This window comes from Microcoleus sp. S36b_A4 (assembly GCF_036700645.1).
In the GTDB taxonomy this organism is placed as follows: domain Bacteria; phylum Cyanobacteriota; class Cyanobacteriia; order Cyanobacteriales; family Microcoleaceae; genus Microcoleus.
On sequence record NZ_JAUBPI010000077.1, the window covers coordinates 1 to 24,904 of the forward strand.

Genomic DNA, 24,904 nt, shown 5'->3' on the forward strand with positions numbered 1-24,904 from the left:
TTCGGTGCTGCCTCTGCTGACTCGCTCAAAGGCTGCTAATAAGGTTTCAACTTCTGTTTCTCTGCCGTAGAGTTTTTCGGGGATGAGGAAATTGTCTGTAATATCCCGCGTTCCCAATGCAAACGTCTCAATGTTACCCGTGTTTTGTAATTGAGCCAGACAAATCTCTAAATCGTGTTTCAGTCCTAATGCACTCTGATAGCGATTTTCCGCATTCTTTGCCATCAGTTTACTAACAATTTGGGATAAAATTAGGGGAACTTCTGGCTTGATTTGATGTACCGGAATCGGCTGTTTGGCGAGATGACAATGCACTAACTCCATTGGGTCGTCTGAGTCGAAGGGTAACTGTGTGGTCAACAATTCATAGAAGGTCACACCCAGGGAATAAAAGTCACTCCGATAGTCAATGCCTCGATTCATTCTTCCTGTCTTTTCTGGGGAGAGATAAGCTAAGGTTCCTTCGATGGTGTTGGGATTCTGGATTTCTTGGGTTTCTCTCGGCAGCAGGGAAGAAATACTGAAGTCAATGAGTTTAATTTGTTTGCTATGTGGGTTAATCAGAATATTGGCGGGTTTGATATCTTTATGAATAACTCGGTTTTGGTATAGAGAGTGGAGAATATTTGCTAGTTCCCTGGCTAGGATGAGAAAGTTTTCTAAAGATAAAGATTTATCGGGTTGGTTTTTATCAGTTGCTGCCGGGAGATACGTAGACAGGGAAACTCCTCCAAAGTCCTCCATTATCAAAGCATAGGCGTTTTTGTAAGGTGCTAAATCGAGGGGTTCAACCACTCCAGGCAGACGTAGATTTTTGGCGATGGTATATTGGTTGCGGAATTGCAGCAGTTCGCTGAAGCTCGGGTATTCGTTTCTCAGCAGTTTGATGACGACTGGAGTACGATCGCTCTCCCGAACACCTCGATAAACTAAAGTGCGATCGCCTGCATAGAGTTGTTCTGTTATGCGATACCCCGGCAGGTCAGTAATTGTCTCCATTTTCCAGTCCTCAATAAATTCGGGGTTACTATATCTCTAGTTTACTCAGCAAACTTGGTAAATTCTCAATGGCCTCTAATGTTCCTGCACTTGTCAGTCCGCGTTCTGTACGAAGGATCGCAGATCGTTCGATACTGGAGCCATATTATTAATTGTTTTACGGCTTGATGAGGTTACCAACTGATAATAAGCGGCAATCCCGGTCGAAAATCTACCTGTTGTCCCTGCACTTCTCCATCAAAACCAAGCTCGACAAAATACTCGGTTCCTATCCGTAAGTTTAGCTGATTTGTCTCAAGCACTGCTTGAAGTTCAGGTGACGGATTATTGGCAGCAGGACTGACTAATTCTACGCGAGTAATTTCCCGGAAACCCACACCATGATCCAAAGGCTGTGACTTATCAGCAGAGTATTGATCGGGACGTTTACCAAAGGAAATTTGGAAAAGCATGGGCTCAGTCAAAACATCACTATTTGTTCCTACTGCGATACTCATCGTTTCAGATAAATAAGGTGGACGATAGGCCCAACTTGAAAATGCAACTGTGTCCTCAGCACCTTTGGCTGGACGCAAACAGATGCCAAATGGACAGGCACCATTATTCCGATTTGTTGATCGCTCCCAAAGACGAGTCCGATGAATTGGCTCAGACTTCGCCTCTTCTGGATCGTGAATCCATAACAATTCCAACATGGCGTTATGGAAAAAGAAACAGCGATTGGCTGTACCTTGTCCGCGATGAATGCGAGATGCACCCTCAACTAAACCGAAGGATGATAAACGATTAGCTTCCGAAGCACCAATATCAGTAAGGATGAAAAGATGGTCGAATTCAAATGTCATAGCATTGTTGATAGACTCGATCGATCGCTCAAATAATTTTAACCTTCTGTGATGGCTTTCCTTCCGATCGCCACGCTGATGCTGCACAGCGTACTGTACCAAAGTCCAAAACCTCTATTCAGTAAATTTTTCCCAATCTACAATCTAAAATCTAAAATCTAAAATCGCGCAATCGATCGCCCCAACCTTCAAGTTACAACCAGATTGAGGAACCATCCGCCCGCATCCCGCAGTCTCAACATCCAGTTAGCGACAATTCTGCTAAAGTCAGGTCATCATCCCGTGCATCTTGTAGAGACGCGATTCGCAGCCTCTGCCCCCAAAGCAGTAAAATCCCATCACATTGTCACCTGCCACCCGATCGGCAGTAACTTAAAAATTAAGGTAGTTTGAAAATAATCGCCCAAAGTTGAAAGAAGCCTTGACATCTGACCTAAACTCTCTAACTTAGACCCTCTAGCTGCGCTGCCATCCATATTTAAAAGATGCCATGTCAACCTTAGTCATCGTCGAATCTCCGACCAAAGCCCGCACCATCCGCAACTTCCTGCCCTCCACCTACCGTGTAGAGGCATCGATGGGTCATGTCCGCGACCTACCATCCTCCGCCGAAGAAATACCAGAAGCCGTTAAAGGAGAAAAATGGGCGCAACTGGGCGTAAACGTGGAAGCAGACTTTGAACCCCTCTACGTCATCCCGAAAGATAAAAAGAAAATTGTTAAAGAACTCAAAGACGCCCTCAAAGACGCCACAGAACTGATTCTAGCCACTGACGAAGACCGGGAAGGCGAAAGTATTTCCTGGCATTTGCTGCAAATCCTCAAACCCAAAGTTCCCATCAAGCGGATGGTGTTTCACGAAATCACCCGCGAAGCAATCCGCGACGCTTTGACTCACTGCCGCGATATCGACAATCGAGTTGTACAAGCCCAAGAAACTCGCCGGATTCTCGACAGACTCGTCGGTTACACACTCTCTCCGCTACTGTGGAAAAAAATCGCTTGGGGTTTGTCCGCTGGTAGAGTGCAGTCAGTCGCTGTACGCCTGTTGGTGCGCCGGGAACGGGAACGCCGCGCTTTCCGCCAAGGTAGTTACTGGGATTTAAAAGCAACTTTGACCCCCCCCAACCCCCCCCTTGGTAAGGGGGGGGCTTCGGACAATCCCCCCCTTGGTAAGGGGGGGGCTTCGGACAATCCCCCCCTTGGTAAGGGGGGACAGGGGGGTGCCTTTGATGCCAAACTCGTGACTGTCGGCAATATAAAAGTTGCAAATGGCAGCGATTTTGATGAAAATACCGGGCAAATTATCGCAGGCCGGCGTGTACTTTTGCTCAACGAAGAACAGGCGCGGGCTTTACTCTCACGCATCCAAAACAAACCTTGGACTGTCGGGAATATTGAAGAACGGCCAGTCACCCGGAAACCCTCGCCGCCGTTTACGACCTCGACTTTGCAGCAGGAAGCTAACCGCAAACTGAGGCTGGGTGCGCGGGAAACAATGCGAATTGCCCAAAGTCTCTACGAACGCGGTTTTATCACCTATATGCGGACGGATTCGGTGCATTTGTCCGAACAGGCGATCACAGCGGCGCGCAGTTGCGTGCAAGAACTTTACGGCAGCGAATACCTCAGCCCCCAACCGCGCAAATACACCACGAAAAGCAAAGGCGCCCAGGAAGCCCACGAAGCTATCCGTCCTGCCGGCAGCACTTTTCGGACTCCGCAGCAAACGGGATTGGATGGGATTGATTTCCGCCTCTATGATTTGATTTGGAAGCGGACTGTCGCTTCTCAAATGGCCGATTCCCGCCAAACTCACGTCACTGTATTAACTCAGGTAGAAGATGCCGGTTTCCGTTCCAGCGGCAAACGCATTGATTTTCCAGGCTTTTTGCGCGCCTACGTGGAAGGTTCCGACGATCCGAATGCGGCGTTGGAAGACCAGGAGGTGATTTTGCCGGCGCTGAAGGTGGGGGATAAACCTAATTGTAAGGATTTAGGGGCGATCGGGCACGAAACTCAACCTCCCGCCCGCTACACGGAAGCTTCTCTGGTGAAAATGCTGGAAAGCGAAGGTGTGGGCCGTCCGAGTACCTACGCGAGTATTATCGGTACAATTGTCGATCGGGGATATGCGAAATTAATAGCTAACGCCCTAATTCCGACATTCACCGCTTTCGCCGTCACGACTTTATTGGAAACACATTTTCCCGATTTAGTAGACACCGGTTTTACTTCCCGAATGGAACAAACCCTCGATGAAATTGCCACGGGCGAGGCGAAATGGCTGCCGTATTTGCAAAAGTTTTATACAGGGGAAACGGGACTCGCAACCCAAGTTAAAGAACAGGAAAGTCAGATTGACGCGAAAGTTGCCCGAACTGTGGTATTGGAGAATATTTCTGCTAAAGTCTGCATCGGCAAATTTGGCGCATACCTGGAATCTGAAAGCGAAGAAGGCCTGGTAAAAGCATCGATTCCCCAAGATTTGACGCCGGCAGATTTAGATCCGGAACAAGTGGAGTTTCTGTTAAAGCAAAAAACCGAAGGCCCGGAAAAATTGGGACTCCACCCGGAAACCGGGGAACCAATTTATGTGCTGATTGGCAGTTATGGGCCATACGTTCAGTTAGGGGAAGTTTCGGAAACGAACAAGAAACCGAAGCGGGCTTCTTTACCGAAGGGGACGGATAAGGATAGCGTGACGCTGGATATGGCGGTGAGTTTGTTGACTTTACCTCGCTTGTTGGGCACTCACCCGGAGACGGGGGCGAAGGTGCAAGCTAATTTGGGGATGTACGGGCCTTATGTGGTGCATGACCAGGGTAAGGTGGGGAAAGATTATCGATCGATCAAACCGCCGGATGATGTTTTGACGATCGAGCTCGATCGGGCTTTAGAGTTATTATCGCAGCCGAAAGCTGCCCGCGGTCGCAGCAAATCAGCCACACCTTTAAAGGAATTAGGCGCGCATCCAGAGTCGGGAGAATTGATCAATGTTTACGATGGCCGCTACGGCCCCTACGTGAAACACGGCGATATCAATGCTTCTTTGTCGAAGGATGAATCTGTGGAGAATTTCACCTTGCAAAGAGCACTGGAATTGTTAGCAACCAAGGAAGCAGCGGGAGGCAGTAAATCTAGCAGCAAGTCGAAGAAGTCTACTAAGACTGCGGCGGCGAAGTCGGAGACTGCAACGAAGAAGACTGCGGCAAAGAAAACCACTGCTAAAAAGACGGAGACTGCGGCGAAGAAAACCACTGCTAAAAAGACGGCGACTGCGACAACAGCCAAGAAAACAACTAAGTCAAGTTAGCAGGATTTACGCACTGTACGGTCAGAAACCGGGTTTTTTGCAATAATTTGTTTTAGCAGACAGATTCGGTAAAAAACCCGGTTTCTTCGATCGCGCCGTGCGTAAGTAGGTCTGCTCTTTCTAAAGTAATCCTTTCGTTCTCATGATATAATCAAAACTATCCATGTAGTAATTGGAGTAATTGAATCGCCATGATAGCTGAACTTATGGTACAACCTTCCTACTGGATCGATCGTGAGATTTCGATTGAGAAAGTCAGAAATCTTTACTTATTCAAATTTACGGAAAACCTGCAAACTAGATTAGAAGAACTAGCCGACAGAAAAAAGGCTAATCTTTTAACTTCAGAAGAGGTTGTAGAATTAGCAAGCTTACTAGAACTAGATCGGATTTTTACCTTAATTAACGCTAAAGTTATAGCAGCCTCATGTCCGTAAACCGCGCTACTAGAAATTTAGTAAGAAGTAGAGCTAATTTTCTTTGTGAATATTGCCATTCAGCGGAAGAAAGTAGCTCTACTCTATTTACGATAGATCATATTTTACCTCGCTCGATTGGTGGTAGCGATGAGCTTGAAAACTTAGCTTTAGCTTGTCATCGCTGTAATAATAATCGCTATAATTTTGTCACGGGTACTGACCCAGAAACTGAACAAGAAGTAACTTTGTTTAACCCCCGTCAACAGCAATGGTCTGAGCATTTTAACTCGTCTGCCGATGGTTTAGAAATAATGGGTATTACTCCAACAGGTAGGGGAACCTGCGATCGATTAGACCTTAACGATCTATATCATAATGAAGGAGCGATTATCAGAGCTCGTCGTTTATGGATTAGGGCAGGGTGGCATCCTCCCTCTGGCGATCCTAGCCAAAATTCATAATATTGATAAGAACAGTTGATTTTAATCATATGCAAGACGTTCGCCTTGAGAAAAATATTGAAGATCTCAAATCAGTTATCCGTTCGTGGGCGCAACAAAAAGAATTATGGCACGATTGCACATTTAAGTCATGGAATGAACATTTTGATGATGAACCACCAGAAAATCCATGCGTTTTAGTTCTCTGTGCTTCTGGGCAACTTGGCGAAATTCTATATGACTATGGTAATGAACTATACGATGAATTTGACGAACTCACTCAGAATACCGGGTTCTACGTCACTAATTATGGAGGTGGAGTATTTACATTTTGGGTTATTGATGATGAAGAGTTAGAAGAAGCATATCGTAACTACTTTGAATGGCAATGGATTTGCGATTTAGTACAGCCAGATTTTTCGGATCTGTATGAAGAGGTTTATGAACGGTTTCATAAATCTCCTGATGATTTATACCACCTCGATCCCAGAAAGTTTGAGGTTTTACTTGATGGGATATTTCGTAATAACGGGTATCACACTCAACTTGGTTCCGGTCGATCTGACGGTGGTGTAGATATTCGCCTGTATTCTAACGATGTGATTGGTGAAGTTGTGACTCTAGTGCAAGCTAAGAGATACGCCACATCCAATCCAATCGATCTTCAAGCAGTACAAGCTTTAAGTGCTGTTGTTGAAGACGAACGAGCAAATCAAGGACTCTTTGTAACAACTTCACGATACTTGCCTTGTGCTCAACGCTTCGCCGCTAGACAAAAGACACGGATAAAATTAGCAACTTCAGACGAGGTAAGTCGCTGGTCTTTTTACGCCGCCGAGCGTATTATTCGTGATAAATCTAGTCTAGTAAAACCTGACCACTTGAAATATTTACTCAATTTAAATGGTTTAACAGATACGCTGGAAGGTAAGATTTTTCATGCTACTAATTACTGTGGGATGATTCGGAACTGTTTTGCGATAGTTCTTCGAGATTCAAAAGGAGCTGCTTTACTCATGGAACTCCCAACGACTAAGGTCAGTATAGTTGGTGATCCTCTTCGAGGATACGAAATCCCAGATACAGGGATTGCTGCTCTTTCCTATTTAAATGCAGAAAAGGTGTTCAGAGCAAAAAAGAAGTACAAAAATGATGGTGAACTTTATCTTTGGGGAAATCTAGAGTTTTATTCTCTTTGGGATGGTATACCTCAGTATTACGATTGGGCTGATTAATTACTTCTGAATCAGACAATGCTGACACTGGTTTAGCGGTTGGTAATAGGAAGATTTCCAGATTTTCTACTAGAATCTCACTGACGCTGCGGTGGCGTTGCTGTGCTAGTAATTCTGCTTGGTGATAGACTTTATCTGGCAAATTCAGGGTGATTTTGGCGGTCATAGGTGGAAGGCTATGAAACGAATATTTATATTATGCCATCTGAAGAAGCTTGCTGTTGCTATTTTCAGTGCTAATTTTTAGTGTCAGTTTTTGCAAGCATTGGTGTATCTAATATTTCGTCAGCCTCATCTTGCAGTCTAATTGCTTCCTCAATTTCGTCAGGATAAGCTTCAGCATAAGCCCAAACATTTACCAAATCAGCAGCACTGAGATGGGGATAGCAGTCTAGGATAAAAGCATCGGTAGCGCCGTCATTGTGATAGCTTGCGAGCAACCAAACGGGAATGCGAGTATTGTCAATACAAGCATCGCCGCCCATCACGCCGGGAGTTTTTGTAATCGGGCGGCCGCTGTTTTTCAGGCTTTGGGTTAAGATGCTGATTGCCTCAGCTTTCTCGGTTGGCGTTAATGCCAAAAGTTGTGTTTCTAATTCTTTGATTGTCATGGAAATTTTAGGATTTATGAATTATGTAGCTATTTGCTATTATAGTGCGCTCGCCCGAATCAGTTGACTCTAGATTGCAATCGAGGGAGCGTGAAAATTTTGATAATTTTTTTGATTATAGCTTGCTTTACAAAGCACAAAATATAGCGGTTCTCAAAAAAGTGAGGTATGCCCACGGAGGCCACGGAGGCCTATGCCCATGAGTACCTCATATGAGAGCTCGAAAGGCTATATGTAGTGTTTTGGGGCTAGATAATCATGTGTTTATACCAGTTCCAAATTAAGGCTGACTTATAAAATATTAACCAAGTTTGCAAAAATAGGTTTGTACTTCCGTCCTTAAAATTCTCTTCGGTTCTCTTCCTTTGTCTCATAAACGTCTGCGCGGTTCCATCGCCCCTATTTTTTTTGAGAAATCTCAACTCCAACTCTTGTCAAGCCTAGCTTTTCTGCTTACTTGTCACCCGTCAGCAAAATCATCCTATTTACTTATTGACAATTGCTCTTCTCTGTTAAATTGTCAGGGATCGAACATATAAGGTTAAAAATTGTATCGTAAGCAACAGAAAGTACCCAATCTTTTATGTAGCGCTCTACAATGGACAAAAGAAACAAGATTAAGAGGCGCGATCGCTATGGGTATCAATGAAAATCTAGACTGGGAAGAAGCATTTGAGTACCGAGCGGGCTTAACAGTAGAGTTGAAGTCCCAGCCAGGTGTTTTCGATACGATCGCTTACTATGAAGTGATGATGGTACCGCCCATCTGGTTAGAAAATGACCCGCGTCCCCGGTATTCTCACGAACTGCGAGTCGTTTCCCACCAGCCAACTGTGTCCAATGTTTGCCGGATTTCAGAGTGCCCTGTTTTAGTCGCCTCCTAAGTTTTTTCAGCGGCAAATATCGGCGATGGCCTCTAGCCAGCAATCAAACCGATGCAGGGATTTTCGGATTGAGATTGCTTGAGTTTACTTTGTGGCGATCGCTTAAGATATAGATGGCGACCCAGAACGATAGACGCGAATCAATTGACCTGTTAATGTTGCAAGTGAGGAAATAGCTTCATTAATGTTAGTCGCCATTCTTGCTAAGTCATCATCTGCCTTACAGACAATAATACCAGCATGGTCAGGCTGTGAGCTGTGCAGTCTAATAAAATGACGGCGATTGAGAGTTAAAACAGCTCGATTTTCATTGACTGCAAAAGCTAACACTTCTTCGTCAGGAATTTTTTGGTTATCTTTTCCGGCTTCTTGCACTGTCAGAATATTGTGCCCCATCTGGCGCAGCAATTCTACAACCTCTCGGGGAAATTGTTCGTCACCATAAAGACGCGCCATCATTTCAATCCTCGTCATTTTCGCGGATAGCTATTTCAATTTCATCGGGAAAAGCTGCCGCATAAGTCCAGGCATTTGCTAAATCAGTAGCGGTTAGTGTGGGATAGTTATCTAAGAGTCGAGACTCGTTCATACCCAAGCGACGAAAACTTTCCAGTACCCAAACAGGAATGCGAGTGTTTCTGATACAAGCATCACCGCCGCAGACACCGGGAGTCTTGCTAATTCCTTGCCAGGTGTTGGCTAAGTTCTGGGTTAATAATTGGATGATTTGAGCTTTCTCGGTTGGCGTTAAAGCCAGAAGTTGCGCTTCTAATTCTTTGATAGTCATAGAAATTTTGGTACTTATGAAATATAGCGGTTCTCAAGCGTGGTGAGGTATGCGGGCTCCTTCCTATGCCCATGCCCTATGCCCTATGAGCACCTCATGTTAATGAGAAAGGCTATATGTATGTATTTGCTATTATAGTGCGATCGCCAGGAGTCGAGACTTGTTCATACAAACGACGAAAACTTTCCAGTACCCAAACAAGAATGCGAGTATTTCTCCTACAAGCATCACCGCCACAGGCACCGGGAGTTTGGCTAATTCATTGCCAGGTGTTAAGCTTTTACGCATCTAAATTGTATTTTTGGGCGGGCGGAACGCTAGGGCCCCTAATCTCCACAAGAATTTGCTCGAATTTGATTGTCAAATTTAGATGCGCCTCAGCTTAGCTAAATTTTGGGTTAATAATTAGATAATATCTATTGGTTGTTATACGCAATTCCTTTCTCTCGGATCTCTTCCTCTACGCGCTCTGCGCCTCTGCGATTCATAAAAAAAAGCCCGTTTACAAATGAAATAGCCTTGCTATAGCCTTTTTCAATAAAATGAGGTACACACCGCTCGCAACTGATGCCCACGGAGGCCACGGAGGCCACGGAGGCCTATGCCCGCGACAGCACCTCATGTTACTGAAAAAGGCTATATATCTTTTTAACTTCTTGATAAATCTCTAAATTATAAAAATTGCTCACCCTTTTACCCTGAGCTTAAACAATATAAAAAAACTTTAACAAAAAAGGAGTCATACCATTTGAGATTTGAGATTTGAGATTGGGAATGACAGAGGACATAAAACTTTGGATTTTGCCTACAGTTGCATTTTTGTGAATAACTGGTATCAGCCATCAGCAGGCACAAAGTAAAATCAACTTCAGGTATAAATCATGATGATTTGTACCTTGAGAAGCATATTTTTCGGGACTTGCACAGCACCTCCGGCGACCCGTAGCACATACGCATCAGGTGCAAAGTGCACACTATACAAAAAATCTTGTGTAAATCCTATTTTATATTGCTGAATTCCTTGATCCCCAAAAAAATCCCCCTTTCTATCCTCGAAATTGTGCGATGTTTAGCTATAAATTAACATTAATTTAAACTTTGATGGAAACATAAACGAGCTATAATTCAATAGTTTTCGTGGAAGACATGGAGTTTAAATACAAAATGTCACGGATAACAAATTAATATCGATCGCACTTCACGATCGCACTTTACAAAACAACCACAACTTAGGAGTCAATAGCTGATGATGCTAGGAACAACCGAGATCCCGCAATTAAAGCCGCTTTCCGACTCAGAACTACACAAAATGAACGCCTACTGGCGGGCGGCAAACTACCTATCCGTCGGACAAATCTATCTCCTCGACAACCCCCTACTCAAAGAGCCCCTCAAAATCGAACACGTCAAACCGAGACTCCTCGGACATTGGGGCACTACTCCAGGTTTAAACTTCATCTACGTTCACCTTAACCGCATCATCAAAGCCCAAGACCTCAACACCATCTACATCGCAGGCCCTGGACACGGCGGGCCGGGCTTGGTCGCCAACACCTATCTCGAAGGCACTTACAGCGAATATTACTCGAATATTTCCGAAGATGAAGAGGGTATCAAACGGCTATTCAAACAGTTCTCCTTTCCCGGCGGTATCCCCAGCCACGTCGCCCCGGAAACCCCCGGTTCGATTCACGAAGGCGGCGAACTCGGCTACGCCCTCGTCCACGCTTACGGCGCAGTCTTCGACAATCCCGATTTGATTGTGGCGGCCGTTGTCGGTGACGGGGAAGCCGAAAGCGGCCCCTTGGCTGCTAGCTGGCACTCTAACAAGTTTCTCAACCCGGTTCGCGACGGGGCTGTGTTGCCGATTTTGCACTTGAATGGCTACAAAATTGCCAATCCAACTCTGTTGGCCCGCATTCCGCAGGAGGAATTGGAAAGTTTGATGGTCGGTTATGGCTACAAACCTTATTGGGTGGAAGGTTCAGACCCGGAAACCATGCACCAGTTGATGGCTGCAACTCTCGATACCGCGATCGGCGAAATTAAGGCGATTCAGGAAAAAGCCCGGACAGAGGGCTATTCCGGCCGTCCCCAGTGGCCGATGATTGTGATGAAAACTCCCAAAGGCTGGACGGGGCCGAAGGAGGTTGACGGTAAGAAAACTGAGGATTATTGGCGATCGCACCAAGTCCCACTTTCGGAAATGGCTTCTAAGCCGGGACACGTCCAACTCCTGGAAGATTGGATGAAAAGCTATAAGCCGGAAGAACTCTTCGACGAAAAGGGCAAGTTAATTCCCGAATTAGCAGAACTCGCACCCAAGGGATCTCGACGCATGGGGGCAAATCCCCACGCTAACGGCGGCCTGCTGCTGCGAGACTTGAAAATGCCGAAATTTGAAGACTACGCCGTTGACGTGCAAAAACCGGGCACTGTAATGGCAGAAGCAACTCGCGTTTCTGGCCGCTTCCTGCGAGACGTGATGAAACTAAATCAGGAAAACGCCAATTTCCGCATTGTCGGGCCCGACGAGACGGCCTCAAACCGCCTCGATCCGGTGTTTGAACTGACGAACCGGATGTGGGCGGGAGAAATTTTGCCCGAAGACGACCACATCTCCCCAGACGGCCGGGTGATGGAAGTCCTCAGCGAACATCTATGTCAGGGATGGCTGGAAGGCTATTTGCTGACGGGACGCCACGGCTTTTTCTCTTGTTACGAGGCGTTTATTCACATCATCGATTCGATGTTCAACCAACACGCCAAGTGGTTGAAAACTACTCGTCACATTCCTTGGCGCCGGCCGATCGCATCTCTGAATTACTTACTAACTTCTCACGTTTGGCGACAAGACCACAACGGTTTTTCTCACCAAGATCCGGGTTTTATCGACCACGTAATTAACAAGAAAGCGGAAGTGGTGCGGATTTATTTGCCACCAGATGCGAATACTTTGCTGTCCGTAACGGATCACTGTCTCCGCAGTCGCAACTATGTCAACGTGATTATTGCAGGGAAGCAGCCGGCATTGCAGTATTTGGATATGGATTCTGCGATTAAACACTGTACCGTCGGCATCGGCATTTGGGAGTGGGCTAGTAACGATAAAGGCGGCGAACCAGATGTGGTGATGGCTTGTGCGGGTGATGTTCCGACGCTGGAAACTTTGGCTGCTGTTGACATTCTCCGCCGAGATTATCCCGATTTAAAAGTGCGGGTGGTTAATGTGGTGGATTTGATGACGCTGCAACCTGCTAGCGAACATCCCCACGGTTTGTCTGACAAGGATTTTGATACTTTGTTCACGAAAGATAAGCCGGTGATTTTTGCTTTTCACGGCTATCCTTGGCTGATTCACCGCTTGACTTATCGCCGGACAAATCACCCGAATATTCACGTTCGGGGTTACAAGGAAGAGGGAACGACTACGACGCCGTTTGATATGGTGGTGATTAATGACCTCGATCGATTCCATTTAGTTGGAGATGTACTCGATCGCGTTCCGAAACTGAGTTCTGTCGCAGCTTACGGCAAACAAGCTATCCGTGACAAGCTGATCGAACACAGGCAGTATATCAACGAACACGGCGATGATATGCCGGAAATCCGCGATTGGCAGTGGCCGCACGCGGGCCCAGTTTCGCCGGAAGCGCCGAAGGAAACGAAAGATCCGACAACGACTGGAGATCAAACCGTGCGATCGGGTGCACCGGGCTAGCGATATTCTGGCTAGGGACACGGTAATGCCGTGTCCGGCACAGGATCGGGGATTAGGACACGGCATTGCCGTGTCCCTACAGACGATCTTCCTCTGCGGTTCGTTCAATAAAAGTCTCTTTCAACAATCAAATAAAAGTGGTAAATATGAGCTTAAAAATCTACTTTGTACGACACGGTGAAACGACTTACAGCCAAACAGGTGGCTTCTGCGGCGCTATAGATCCAGAATTAACGCCCGCAGGTTCTAAAATGGCAGAACAGTTTGCCGCTACTTACGCAAAATTGCCCTGGGAGGCTGTTTATGTCAGTCCGATGAAACGCACAATTGCTACTGCAAAACCTTTGTGCGATGCTGTGGGGATTGAAATGCAGCTTCGCGACGGACTGAGGGAAATTAATTACGGTGAGTGGGAGGGCAAAACAGTAGAAAAGGTCAAAAAAGAATACGAAGAAGATTATATTAATTGGCTGACTGAACCTGCTTGGAATGCACCGAATGGCGGCGAGACTTCCGTGGAAATTGCTAGCCGATCGTCCTTAGTTATCGCAGAAATTCAAGAAAAGTACAAGAGCGGTAATGTTTTGGTTGTCTCGCACAAGGCGACTATTAGAATTATTCTGTGCAGTCTCTTGGGGATTGATTTGGGACGTTATCGCTATCGAATTGCCGCTTTAGCAGCTTCTGTCAGTATTGTCAAGTTTGATGTTCGCGGCCCGTTGTTGGAGGTTTTGGGCGATCGATCGTACATGGATGAAACTCTCCGCAATTTGCCCGGTACTTGAAATTGCGGGTAGGGTGCGCGCATTGCCTACCCGGAGCGTCTGAAACTAAATCGCGCCTATGTAAGACAATCCTAAAATAGTACCTGCTCCCAAAATATGACCAAAGGCAGTAGTTCCCAAAACTGCACCCAAACTCAAACCGCCGAACATACTGGATGAGGGCATTGCTGGGCCTGTGGTAGGCTTCTGGATGGTTGATTTGCCGATCGCAATAGCTAAAATATTGCAAAGAATCATAATCAAACCGATTGTAGGGCTCCACTCTACGGTTCTGGGGGCAACGGCAAGTAAAATTGGTGTAAACATCGATCGGCTCCTTAAACTTTAGTAAACGAAAATGTGCATAGAAGATATATCAAAAAAATGCAACTGTTAGCTACACATTGCATTAAGAGTTAATTTTTCGACATTTTTCTTAATATTTTTCCCAGGATCTCAAGATTTCTTAGCCTGTGCAGGCGGACGAAAGTTTGACAACACACGATTGCAATCGCCTAGCGATCGAAAGAACGAATCAACAGGAAATAATAAAGCATGAAAATACTGGTGTTAAATGCAGGGTCTAGCAGTCAAAAGAGCTGTCTTTACGAGTTAAATGATGTCCTCCCCGATCGACCTTTGCAACCCCTCTGGGAGGCTCAAATAGACTGGACTCACCAGCAGGGTATAGCAGAGTTGAAAGTCAAAACAGCAAAAGGCGATCGGCTTGAAGAGGAGTTTGCCTCAGACTCTCGCAAAGATGCTATTTCTCGAATGCTGCAGAGTCTTTGGAGGGGAAGAAATCAAACAATTAATGATTTAAAAGAAATTGATATGGTCGGCCACCGCGTCGTACATGGCGGACAAGATTATCAGCAAAGTACGTTAATTTCGCCGGATGTTAAAAAGGCGATCGCCCGTTTATCTGTTTTCGCCCCGGTTCACAATCCGGTTAACCTCGAAGGCATCGAAGCGATTGAAAAAATCCTCCCAAATGTGCCGCAAGTAGCAGTATTTGATACAGCTTTTCACGCACAATTGCCGCCCGCAGCCTTTGTTTATCCAGGCCCCTATGAATGGCTGGAAAATGGGATTCGCCGTTACGGTTTTCACGGGATTAGCCATCAATATTGCGCGCGTCGGGCCGCCGACATTCTGGGTAAAAATTTGGCAGATTTGCGGTTGATTAGCTGTCATTTGGGCAACGGATGTTCTCTGGCAGCCATTCGCGGTGGCTGGAGTGTTGACACGACGATGGGATTTACGCCTTTGGAAGGTTTGATGATGGGAAGTCGATCGGGTTCGATCGATCCAGGCATCCTCATTCATCTGTTAAAACAATCCGATTTTACTGCTGAGAAACTTGATGGTATTCTCAATCGAAATTCAGGTTTAAAAGGGATTTCAGGGGTGTCTAGCGATCTGCGGCAGATTGGAGATGCGATCGTCCAAGGTAATCAGAGAGCTCAACTTGCTTTGGATATTTACATCCACCGTTTGCGTGCCGGAATTGGTGCCATGCTGGCGAGTTTGGGAGGGTTGGATGCTTTAATTTTTACGGCGGGAGTCGGGGAAAATGCTGCTGTTGTGAGATCGGCAGCTTGCGAAGCTTTTGGATTTATCGGGTTAAAATTGGATGGGGATAAAAATCAACTGTCACCAATCGATCAAGATATTGCGGCACTGGATTCAGCAGTGAGAATTTTGGTAATTCACACACAGGAAGATTGGGAAATTGCGCGAGAATGCTGGAAACTTTATCACTAATTTATTTTATGAATTCCTGCAACAGCGATGCCCAATCAGCTTCGCAGAAGTGTCAATCGATTTTAGATTTTAGATTTTAGATTTTAGATTAAAGAATTGAAGCATTGGCCCCACAGATCAATTCGGGCGCTTGTTTATCGGATACAGGTTTTTTATTTATCCGTCCTGAGTCTGCTTTCGGAATGAATCCGGGGGCTTGTATCCTGGATGCTTTCGGTCAAAAATCACGCTCGGCGCCACAGTAATAGATCTAATTCATCTGCGTTAATCTGTGTTTCTCTGCCCTAATCTGCGGTAAAAAAAAGATAATTTATTAACCGCAGATGACAAAGGATTGACGCTGATTCACGCAGAGGTCGAGAATAGAGATATGAATAATTCCGAGGCTAACAGATTTGATATGACATGATTGGAATACTGCCAGGGTTGGTAATGATCCAGAAACGGTTACAAAACTTGCCGTAGGGCGATCGGAATTTCAATAATAAACTCGCTCCCCTCTCCGGGTGCAGAAACGCAAGTCAATGTTCCGCCATGAGAACTGACAACAATCGAGTGAGAAATAGACAATCCCAAACCCGTTCCCGAACCCACGGGTTTAGTTGTAAAAAAGGGATCGAATATCTTGTGCAGCACCTCAGTGCTCATCCCCGGCCCGCTGTCGGCAATTCTAATTATGACAGAATTCCTGTCTGTCACCTCTGTAGAAATTGTAATCGTAGGCTGTTGATGAGAGTTTTGCGGGTAATCTCTTGCTACGAGGAGAGCATCGATCGCATTGGTGAGAATATTCATAAACACCTGATTGAGTTGTCCGGCGTAGCATTCCACCAGGGGTAGAGAACCGTAGTTTTGAATCACCTCAATAGACGGTCGTTCCGGTCTATGTTTGAGGCGGTGTTGCAAAATCAGTAAGGTGCTGTTAATACCCTCATGGATATCCACTGCTTTAAAATCTGCTTCGTCCATCCGTGAAAAGTTCCGCAACGACAGGACAATTTGGCGGATGCGATCGGTACCCATTTTCATCGAAGACAGCATTTTAGGCAGGTCTTCTTGCAAGAACTCCAGGTCGATTTCTTCGGCTGCGATTTGAATTTCGTCAGCAGGGTTAGGATAGTGCTGTTGATAAAGCTGCACGAACTTTAACAAATCTTGGGTGTATTGCTGTGTATGGACGAGGTTGCCGTGAATGAAGTTGACCGGGTTGTTAATTTCGTGGGCGACTCCACCAACCATTTGCCCCAAACTAGACATTTTTTCGCTCTGAATTATCTGTGATTGGCTGCGTTGCAACTCACTTAGGGCGTTTTTGAGTTCACCGGTGCGGTATTCCACCCGATCTTCTAATTCTGCATTACTTTTTTCTAAGGCGGTAAACGATTCGCGCAGTTGTCTTGCCATCTGGTTAAAGGAGTTGGCAAGGGCGTTGAGTTCTTGAATACGGCTGTCTTCTACAGCTTGGTCGAAGTTGCCAGATGTTATTGCCTCACTCGCCCGATTCAGTCGCAGAATCGGACGCGCAATCCAGCCGGAGGTGAGAACGCCCATCCCACAAGCTACCCCCAATGCTGCTAAGCAGAGCAAGATTGTGGTGCGGGTGTTGGCATCAATCTGTGCCATGAATTCGCTTTCTGGCACACTCACCACCACTAACCAATCCAATCCATATTGGTCGCGCCAGGGAGTGAGTTGCACATAGTAGAGTTCTCCCTGAAAATCAAGTCGGAGATCCGTGTCTTTAGAAATGGATTGAAACCCTTTGAAGCGTTGCTGGATTTGTTTGGCAATTCCCTGCACTATGGGATTGGGACTGTCGATCGCCTTCAAACGCCGAATCTCGTCTTTGACGGTGATAAATGGTTGTTCTTTCGCAGAGTTTGCGATCAACAGCCCATTTCGTTCCATGATGAAAACCTGCCCTGAGCTACTGATATCTATATTCCGTAAGAAATCGCTCAGTTTCAACAGATGGATATCGACTCCAACCATTCCTAGCAAGCGATTATTTGCGTCATAAATGGGGCGACCGGCAGAGGCAGCGATGTAGGGATGATTGGGATAATTTACGGTGACGATCCGCGACCAGATGGGTTTACCTGCTTTCATGGGTTCGGTGTACCAGGGTTCTTGCAAGTTGTCCCAATCATAAATAGTCACGACGTGAGTGCGATCGCCTTTGTTGTCTGTGGCATAGTTGATCACATTATTCGGCGGTTTGGGAGTCCAATCATCAATCACGACGGCTTTGGGGTCGTAGCGTGCGGCCCCTACTCCCTCACCCGTGATCAGTCCAATGCCGATGTAATTCAGGTCATAAGCCTGCATTTGGTGCCAGAAATACTTACCGAGGGTTTGGCGATCGCGCACATCTAGCAACCCCATCCGAATCGCATCGGCGTTAACCTGAATCACTTGATGCGGAATAGATAAATAAGCCTCCAGATGTTGATTCACCGAAATGCTGGTTCGATCCATCAACCGATCCGCCAGGTCGTTTACGGCTTTTTGTCCATTTTTGAACGACAAATATCCAACCAGACCGACCGCTCCAAAAATTTGCAAAACAAATGGCACCATTAGTATGAGCTGCAATGGGATCGCCTGAGTTTTGCCGAAGTTACGTATCTTCATGATCGGAATTTACTTTTATTTTACTATGATCTACTATCTACAGTTCGATCATGAAAATACACAGAATGTCTACTTTTTTAATTAAAAATCTGACACTTTTTATGCTTTACCGGAGCATTGCCACCTCGTCGTGATGAAAAGTCCTCAGTGCGGCTGCAAAAGGGCGATCGCGCTTTTGTCTAAACCAGAGCGATCGACTTTAATGCAGAGTCTTTTCCGAGCTTGAATTGCGAATTCAAAGTTTAGTAAACGCAATGCGTGGCCGGATTGTTAAGGGTTGCTAACTGGAATTGATTTGGGGATGTTGGTTGATAGTATGGCCGATTACAAAACTTGCCTGGGCGCGATCGGAATTTCAATAATAAACTCACTCCCCTCTCCGGGTGCAGAAACGCAAGTCAATGTTCCGCCATGAGAACTGACAACAATCGAGTGAGAAATAGACAATCCCAAACCCGTTCCCGAACCCACGGGCTTAGTTGTAAAAAATGGATCGAATATCTTGTGCAGCACCTCAGTGCTCATCCCCGGCCCGCTGTCGGCAATTCTAATTATGACAGAATTCCTGTCTGTCACCTCTGTAGAAATTGTAATCGTAGGCTGTTGATGAGAGTTTTCCGGGGCATCTCTTGCGACGAGGAGAGCATCGATCGCATTTGTCAAAATATTCATAAACACCTGATTCAACTGAGACGCATAACAAGTAATTAGGGGTAGCGTGCTGTAATTTTTAATCACCTCAATTCCCAAACGCCCGCCCTCTTTTCTCAGGCGCGGTTGCAGCAACATCACCGTACTGTCGATGCCTTGATGGATATCTACCGACTTCATTTGCGCTTCGTCGAGGCGCGAGAAATTCCGCAAGCTTAGCACAATATCCCGGATTCTTTCCGCTCCTACTTTCATGGAATCCAGCAGCTTTTGCAAATCTTCGCTCAAGAATTCCAGCTCAATTGTTTCTATTTCTTCTAGAATTTCATCAGCAGGTTCTGGATAGTGCTGCTGGTAAAGGTCAATCAATTTTAGCAAGTCTTTAACGTATTCGCTAGCCGGATTAAGATTTCCGTAGATGAAGCTTACAGGATTATTAATTTCGTGAGCTACACCAGCCACCATTTGCCCCAAACTAGACATTTTTTCCGTTTGGATTAATTGAGCTTGAGTTAGTTTAAGTTCCCGCAAAGTGTGTTCTAAACGCTCGTTTTTTTCATTTAACTCCTGCGTCCGTTCTTGCACTTTCTGTTCCACAGAATTGTAAAGCAAAGCATTCTCCAAAGAAATAGCAACTTGGGAAGAAAGCAACCTTAAAACTTCCAATCTGTGGGGAGTAAATGCTCCGACAGTCAAATTGTTTTCTAAATAAAGAATGCCGATCAGTTTGCCTTGATTGATGATTGGAGTACACAAAATAGATTGCAGTTGGTGTTTAGCAATGTAAGGATCTGCTGTGAAGAGTCCCTCAGCCGCCGCATTGCTCAACACCAAATCCGAGCGAGTCCTTTCCACATAATTAATCACCGTCACAGGTAAATCATGATATTCTGCAACAGGCGTAAATTGCAGAACAGCTACATCTTCAGCAAATACTGAGGCTTTAGCAGAAATCAACAGTTGACCATCTCTAACTAAAATCAGAAAACCTAATTGAGCACCCGCATTTTCTAAGGAGATTCTCATTAAAGAAGCCAGCAACTTATCGAGGACAATTTCGCTAGAAATCGCCAGAGATGCTTTCATTACCGTTGCCAAATCCAGCACTCTCGCATCGCTGCCAGTAGAAGTATGAATAGTTGTAGTAGTTTGACTGTTGTTAAAACTTCCATTGAGCGGCGTCATTTCTCGCAACTGCGGATACTTCTGTTCTAAATCTTCTACTTTGCGAACTGCACCCCAGCGCAAGTAGCACGAGTGAGCTTCACGCAAGTGGATTTTGGCATATTGATACTTGCCTTTACTCAACCAAAACTTAGCTGCTAGTTCATTAGCTAGCGCTTCATTTTGGACAAACTCATTGTCTTGGGCTAAATTTATAGAGAAATCGTACAGTTCTACAGCTTCTGAATCTTTCTTGGAAATTCTGGCTATTTCTGCTTGTACTAAAAGGTACTTGTGCAGAAAATTTTCGGCACAGTTGTCTGCCCAAATTTTCATCTGTTTTTGGTTTTCCTCTAACTTTTCCAAGTATTCCTTTTGCTTCTCTTCTGAAACATTTGGGAAAACGGCCGCTAAAGTTAGAGAAAAGAAAAAATTCCATTCGGTAGCGGGTATCGCTCCGGTAATAAAAGATAGCTGTTTTTCTACTTCAAAAGCTAGTTGTAGCGCTTCGTTGAAGTTGCCGTACCAGTACATTACCTGGCATTTGCGAATCTGATAAAGGCAGAGCGAGTACAAATTTTGATGAGCTTGACAGTTGTGTACGTATTCAGCTTCGCTGATATCTTCGCTTTCAAATACAAACTTTTCAGGAGTTAGTTTGCTCAAGTTACGCAGGATTAACTCTACCCCTAATAATATATCGGTTACGAGCTGATTTTTGGTCTTTTGGCTGAACTGTAAATACCTGCTCGTGTCTGCCAGAATTTGCGAGATTTCTTTACCTTGAAAAAATGAGTTAGCTATGCGGTTGGACAGGATATAACCCGCATACTCTAAATCTCCGGATTCTAAAGCTGCTTGATATCCTTCATTGCTGATTGCGTGGGAATCTTTGATGTGATTGAACCAGTAATAAAAAATACTGACCAGGGATGAACAAGCTCTGCACTTCAAGCCGATATTGCCAGATTTTTCGCTGAGATTCAGGGAGAGTAAGCCGAATTGATACGCAGCTTTGTAATCTCCCGAAACTGCGTTTAAGAACATACCGTAGCCAGCATAGCAAAGAGAGGCTTCGGGTACTAAACCGTATTGTAGAGAAAGATTGACTCCTTTTAAAACGCTGACTTTCCACAAGTCTGGATTTTTGAGGTACGCCGATGTCAGCAAGTTTGTAATTAATTTGACTGCAACTTTTTTGTCGGGTACAGTCATTTCGGGGGCGTCAATTAGGGAAGCTATTTCTCTACCTGCTAAAATATTTGTAGCTGCTGCAAATTCTTCGGATATGACTTTTTGTAGCCCGTCTAGCGGCAAGTCAATGCCTAGCAAGTCCAAAGCTTGGATTCCGGCTTTAACGGCTTCTTCGTACTTCGCGCGCAGGGTGTACTGCACGATCAGCAGGTTGTAAATTTCTACCTTTTCTAAGGCCGATCGCGCTTTTTCCAGAGTTATATTAATAAATTCTTCAGACTTCTCGAAAAAACCGTTTAAATACTCAACATTTGCCCGCTCCATGTGCAAGGCAAAGGCTAAGTCGTAGTGGGCATCCCAAATATCGGCGCTCAAACCATCCATGCCTGCGGTCAAATACTGCAAGGCAGCAACATAAGCAGTGGCATCTTTGGCTCTGCGGGCGGCGTCTAAATTCAGCGTTGCCAGTTCAATTAATTCTCGATCTTCATTAATTAGCGATCGAGCCACATTCAAGTGATCGACTAATTCAAAGATTCTGTCAGCGCGATATTCAGCCGGGGTGTTTTCTAGGATTTGCCTGCCTATTTTCAGGTGAACAGCCTTTTTTTGCGAGTCGTCGATCAGAGCGTAAGCTGCTTGTTGTACGCGATCGTGCAAAAATTTATAATTCAGAATTAATAGCGGAAACAGCACGTAATCTAATGACTTGCTTTCCAATTCCGAAGTTGGCAGAATCAGTCCCGACTTAATAGCTGGCAACAGGTGAGAAAAAGTTTCCGATGCTTCTTTCTCATGAATTAAAGAAAGAGTATTTAAATCAAATTCGTTGCCCAAACAAGCCACTAAACGCAAAACTTGCTGGGTTGAGCTTGGCAGTTTTCTCAGTTTTTGTACCATCAAATCTACTACATTGTCAGTGATAGCGCACTGCTCAATTTGAGTCATATCCCAATGCCAGCCGCCCTTGCTCCCCGACTGTGGGGGGTGAAAAACTAGCAGGTTTTCCTGATACAATGTTTGCAGGAATTGATTTACAAAAAAAGGATTGCCGTCTGTTTTGCTGATTACTAATTCAGCTAACGGTTTGACAGATTCTCGATCGCTGTGCAAAGTCTCCGCAATCAAATGAGTTATGTTTTCCACCCCCAGCGGTGACAAAGCAATCTGATTAATGATAGCTTCCTGATTTCGGAGCGTCTCCAAAGTCATCATTAAAGGATGAGTAGGACTAACTTCATTATCCCGATAAGCGCCAATTAAAAACAGATATTGCGTAGCTTCATCTGTCATCATCAATTCGATCAGCTTGAGAGTAGCCGAATCAGCCCACTGCAAATCGTCGAGAAAAATGACCAGCGGATGTTCTGGCTGGCAAAATACCCGAATGAAATTTTGAAAGACTAAATTAAAGCGGTTCAGAGATTCCGTCGGCCCCAATTCAGCTACAGGAGACTGAGCACCGACAATTAGTTCAACTTCGGGAATGACATCAATAATAATTTGTCCGTTTTGACCGAATGAACTGCGGAGTTTTTCGCGCCAAACTGCTAATTGAGCCTCACTTTCAGTTAACAGTTGTCGCACCAATTCCGAAAAAGCGCTGACAACGGCAGAGTAAGGAATAGTCCGCTTGTACTGGTCAAACTTTCCCCAAATAAAATATCCACGTCGGCGGGTAATAGGTTTGTCTAAAATCTTCACCATTGCAGATTTGCCAATGCCGGAATAACCGGCAATCAGCATCATCTCGCTGCGGGATTTATGTTGTCCTCTCGCCATGACTGACAAGGGGATTTCTTTTTTCGATTTGCTCTCTTTCTTGATGACAGAAATTTGAGAATCGTCGCTACGGTAGCCTCGATTATTTGTTGCTGCCACCCGTTCAAATGCCGCTAAGAGAGTTTCAACTTCTCGCTGTCTGCCGTAAAGTTTTTGAGGTATTTGAAATTTGTCAGAAATATCTTGGCTGCCGAGAGGAAACTCAGAAACAACCCCAGATGTTTGCCACTGAAACAGGCAGGATTCCAAATCGGCTTTTAGTCCCCAAGCACTTTGATAACGCTCCTCAGCGGTTTTTGCTAACAATTTCATCACAATATCTGAAACAGCTTTAGGAATTTCTGGGGCTATTTCCGCGAGAGGTACTGGCTGTTTTGCTATGTGACAGTGAACTAACTCCATGGGATCTGTAGTGGGAAATGGGAGTTGTCCTGCCAGGATTTCATAAAAGGTCACGCCGAGGGAATAAAAGTCGGTGCGGTAATCGACTACTCGGTTCATTCTGCCGGTTTGTTCGGGCGACATATAGGCTAAAGTGCCTTCTAAAAAATTGGGATTTTTATTGGGAATATTTTCCAGGTTGGATGCTGTTGAAATGCTGAAATCTATTAGTTTCACTTGTCCGGTAGCAGGATTAAAAACTATATTAGAGGGATTTATATCTTTATGAATTACATTTTTCCCGTGAATCTCTCCCAAAGTTTCAGCAACTTTGATGGCGGTAGTCAGAAATCCTAAAAGGGTAAATTTTTGGGAACCCATAAATATTTTTAAAGATTCCCCGCCAAAATCTTCTAAGATCATTGCCAGACTATTTCTAACCTGTTGCAACTTATACACTTTCACAACTCCGTCCAACAGGCTTAAGTTGGCAGTGATCTCATATTCGCGCTTGTATCTATTCAGTTCTTCAGGAGTCGGATAGTCTTCTTTGATAAGTTTGATAATAACAGGTTGGTTGTTCTGCTCGTTGTGGCCGCGGTAAACCAGGGAAGTGCTGCTTTCATAAATGAGAGCGAGAACTGCAACGCCGGGAATTGCCATCATAGTTGGGTTCTCTCAAATTAGGTGTGCTTGGTCAATGTTACAGGACTGACGCGCGGCGGGCTAGAAACCGGGTTTCTTCGTTGCTAGTCGTTGACAAACCCAAGATTTTATCGTGTAAATCGGGTTTCTTTTCGTAAATCCTATGTTATTCTTCATTATCGCTCAAGAGCTATCTTTTGGGATGTGTGGGTAGGCAGGCCTTGACAGCAAAGAGCTACTGCTGACAAAAGCACGCTGGGGCTTTCGTCACCTCAGCAGTTAGGTAAACAAGATCACAAATACAGGATTTGTGCAAAGATTTACTCTAATGCTCGATCGCCATGCTGACAACTAAATCATCTTAGATTCGCAGCAATCGCTTGACTTTAGTGGAGCGTCACCACATCTCGTGAAAATACGCAAGTGCTTAAAGATTTATTTTTTCCGGTGTTCGGGTACGAATTTGCGGTGCTTCAAAAAAACCGGCCGGTGCAAATCTTAACTATAATTCGCGACCGAGGCGCTGAGGGAAGTAAGTGTTGCTTCGGAATCTGAAATTTCCTTCAGTTCTATCTATTTTGACCGATCGATTAACAATACTAACTGACCGAAAACATCCAGGAGACAAGCCCCCGGATTCATCCGTCCAGAAATAAAAAACCTGT

General features: G+C 45.1%; 17 protein-coding genes. 8 read left to right on the top strand and 9 right to left on the bottom strand.

What is annotated here, in order from left to right:
• Together QUA03_RS21240 and QUA03_RS21245 are read right to left on the bottom strand one after the other, a co-directional pair.
• On the bottom strand, positions 1–999 hold a 999-nt coding region (locus QUA03_RS21240), incomplete at its 3' end, for a protein kinase domain-containing protein (protein ID WP_333214699.1).
• A 173-nt stretch (positions 1,000–1,172) separates the two neighbouring features.
• Positions 1,173–1,946 carry a VOC family protein gene (locus tag QUA03_RS21245; protein WP_333214701.1) on the bottom strand — a complete coding sequence of 258 codons (774 nt, stop codon included), beginning with the start codon at positions 1,944–1,946 and terminating at the stop codon, positions 1,173–1,175.
• Between the two features lie 388 nt (positions 1,947–2,334).
• Between QUA03_RS21245 and topA the strand changes: the two genes are divergently transcribed.
• The 4 genes from topA (at position 2,335) to QUA03_RS21265 (ending at position 7,254) form a co-directional block, all read left to right on the top strand.
• Entirely contained in the window at positions 2,335–5,160 is a 2,826-nt protein-coding gene (topA, locus tag QUA03_RS21250) for a type I DNA topoisomerase (RefSeq protein WP_333214703.1), read from the top strand.
• A gap of 191 nt (positions 5,161–5,351) precedes the next feature.
• Positions 5,352–5,597, top strand: coding sequence for a hypothetical protein (locus tag QUA03_RS21255; RefSeq protein WP_333214705.1), 246 nt, complete (start codon positions 5,352–5,354; stop codon positions 5,595–5,597).
• Entirely contained in the window at positions 5,588–6,040 is a 453-nt protein-coding gene (locus tag QUA03_RS21260; protein WP_333214707.1) for an HNH endonuclease signature motif containing protein, read from the top strand. Before QUA03_RS21255 ends, QUA03_RS21260 begins: the two co-directional genes overlap by 10 nt.
• 29 nt (positions 6,041–6,069) lie before the next feature.
• Positions 6,070–7,254: a restriction endonuclease gene (locus tag QUA03_RS21265; protein ID WP_333214709.1), complete on the top strand. Its 1,185-nt coding sequence runs from the start codon at positions 6,070–6,072 to the stop codon at positions 7,252–7,254.
• Between the two features lie 236 nt (positions 7,255–7,490).
• Here the strand turns inward: QUA03_RS21265 and QUA03_RS21275 are convergent, their stop codons facing one another.
• The gene (locus tag QUA03_RS21275) at positions 7,491–7,865 is read right to left on the bottom strand and encodes a DUF433 domain-containing protein (protein WP_333214713.1); all 375 of its coding nucleotides are present in this window, start codon (positions 7,863–7,865) and stop codon (positions 7,491–7,493) included.
• 635 nt (positions 7,866–8,500) lie between these two features.
• Between QUA03_RS21275 and QUA03_RS21280 the strand changes: the two genes are divergently transcribed.
• Complete coding sequence (locus tag QUA03_RS21280) at positions 8,501–8,749, top strand: hypothetical protein (RefSeq protein ID WP_333214715.1); 249 nt, start codon at positions 8,501–8,503, stop codon at positions 8,747–8,749.
• Positions 8,750–8,851: 102 nt separating this feature from the next.
• Here the strand turns inward: QUA03_RS21280 and QUA03_RS21285 are convergent, their stop codons facing one another.
• The 3 genes from QUA03_RS21285 to QUA03_RS21295 all read right to left on the bottom strand — a co-directional run bounded on the left by QUA03_RS21285 (position 8,852) and on the right by QUA03_RS21295 (position 9,824).
• The gene (locus QUA03_RS21285) at positions 8,852–9,205 is read right to left on the bottom strand and encodes a DUF5615 family PIN-like protein (protein ID WP_333025693.1); all 354 of its coding nucleotides are present in this window, start codon (positions 9,203–9,205) and stop codon (positions 8,852–8,854) included.
• A 4-nt stretch (positions 9,206–9,209) separates the two neighbouring features.
• Positions 9,210–9,536, bottom strand: coding sequence for a DUF433 domain-containing protein (locus tag QUA03_RS21290; RefSeq protein ID WP_333144268.1), 327 nt, complete (start codon positions 9,534–9,536; stop codon positions 9,210–9,212).
• Between the two features lie 132 nt (positions 9,537–9,668).
• Positions 9,669–9,824, bottom strand: a complete 156-nt coding sequence (locus tag QUA03_RS21295; protein WP_333214717.1) for a hypothetical protein — start codon at positions 9,822–9,824, stop codon at positions 9,669–9,671.
• 958 nt (positions 9,825–10,782) lie between these two features.
• Between QUA03_RS21295 and QUA03_RS21300 the strand changes: the two genes are divergently transcribed.
• Both QUA03_RS21300 and QUA03_RS21305 read left to right on the top strand, forming a co-directional pair.
• Entirely contained in the window at positions 10,783–13,257 is a 2,475-nt protein-coding gene (locus QUA03_RS21300; RefSeq protein ID WP_333214719.1) for a phosphoketolase family protein, read from the top strand.
• 146 nt (positions 13,258–13,403) lie between these two features.
• On the top strand, positions 13,404–14,042 hold the full coding sequence (locus tag QUA03_RS21305) for a histidine phosphatase family protein (RefSeq protein WP_333214721.1): 639 nt from the start codon (positions 13,404–13,406) through the stop codon (positions 14,040–14,042).
• A 45-nt stretch (positions 14,043–14,087) separates the two neighbouring features.
• Here QUA03_RS21305 and psaK read toward each other — a convergent pair whose 3' ends face one another.
• Positions 14,088–14,348, bottom strand: a complete 261-nt coding sequence (gene psaK / locus QUA03_RS21310; protein ID WP_333214723.1) for a photosystem I reaction center subunit PsaK — start codon at positions 14,346–14,348, stop codon at positions 14,088–14,090.
• A 228-nt stretch (positions 14,349–14,576) separates the two neighbouring features.
• Between psaK and QUA03_RS21315 the strand changes: the two genes are divergently transcribed.
• Positions 14,577–15,788 (top strand): acetate kinase, encoded by a 1,212-nt coding sequence (locus QUA03_RS21315; protein ID WP_333214725.1) that lies wholly within the window; start codon positions 14,577–14,579, stop codon positions 15,786–15,788.
• Between the two features lie 447 nt (positions 15,789–16,235).
• Here QUA03_RS21315 and QUA03_RS21320 read toward each other — a convergent pair whose 3' ends face one another.
• Both QUA03_RS21320 and QUA03_RS21325 read right to left on the bottom strand, forming a co-directional pair.
• Entirely contained in the window at positions 16,236–18,368 is a 2,133-nt protein-coding gene (locus tag QUA03_RS21320; protein WP_333214727.1) for an ATP-binding protein, read from the bottom strand.
• 378 nt (positions 18,369–18,746) lie between these two features.
• Positions 18,747–24,260, bottom strand: a complete 5,514-nt coding sequence (locus tag QUA03_RS21325) for an AAA family ATPase (protein WP_333214728.1) — start codon at positions 24,258–24,260, stop codon at positions 18,747–18,749.
• Between the last annotated feature and the right edge of the window lie 644 nt (positions 24,261–24,904).